The organism is uncultured Streptococcus sp. (genome assembly GCF_901875575.1).
GTDB lineage: Bacteria > Bacillota > Bacilli > Lactobacillales > Streptococcaceae > Streptococcus.
Genome location: NZ_CABFMF010000078.1, coordinates 1 through 501, shown reverse-complemented (window position 1 = coordinate 501; position 501 = coordinate 1). Strand labels below are relative to the sequence as shown.

General features: G+C 32.1%; 1 pseudogene. It reads left to right on the top strand.

The window, feature by feature from the left end:
* Positions 1 to 132, top strand: a pseudogene (locus QZ114_RS09265) (GntR family transcriptional regulator); the annotation flags it as partial.
* Positions 133 to 501: the final 369 nt, after the last annotated feature.

Sequence of the window (501 nt, the reverse complement as noted above, 5' to 3'; positions counted from 1 at the left end):
CAATTCCCTACTGTCCTACAAACTAAAATCACCAAACTCGAATCAACTGGTCAAGTTTTAGGATACAGTGAAACTTACAAACGATCTGATTATTACAAGATTAAATTCATCTCATGTGACCGTGATCACTAAGAAGAAAGCCTGAGCCTAATCGCTTGGGCTTTTTCTATGCTTATTATATGACATAGTAGATTGAAATAGAATATGGACAAATCGATTAGGAAATTTAAAGGAATTTCTAGTAATATTTTAGAAGTCACAGTATACTATTCTATATTCAACATATTATAAAATATTGGTTATTTTTTCAAAAGCACTTTAATAAAAAAGAAAAATCGAAGTTCTGCTACTCCTATAAATGGAGTAATAGAAATTCGATTTTTATTCTAATTATCCTAATCCAAGACGTTCAAAGATGTCATCCACTCGTTTAGTGTAATAAACTGGGTTGAAGATCTCGTCGATTTCCTCTTGTGTGAGGCGTGAGGTCACTTCTGAATC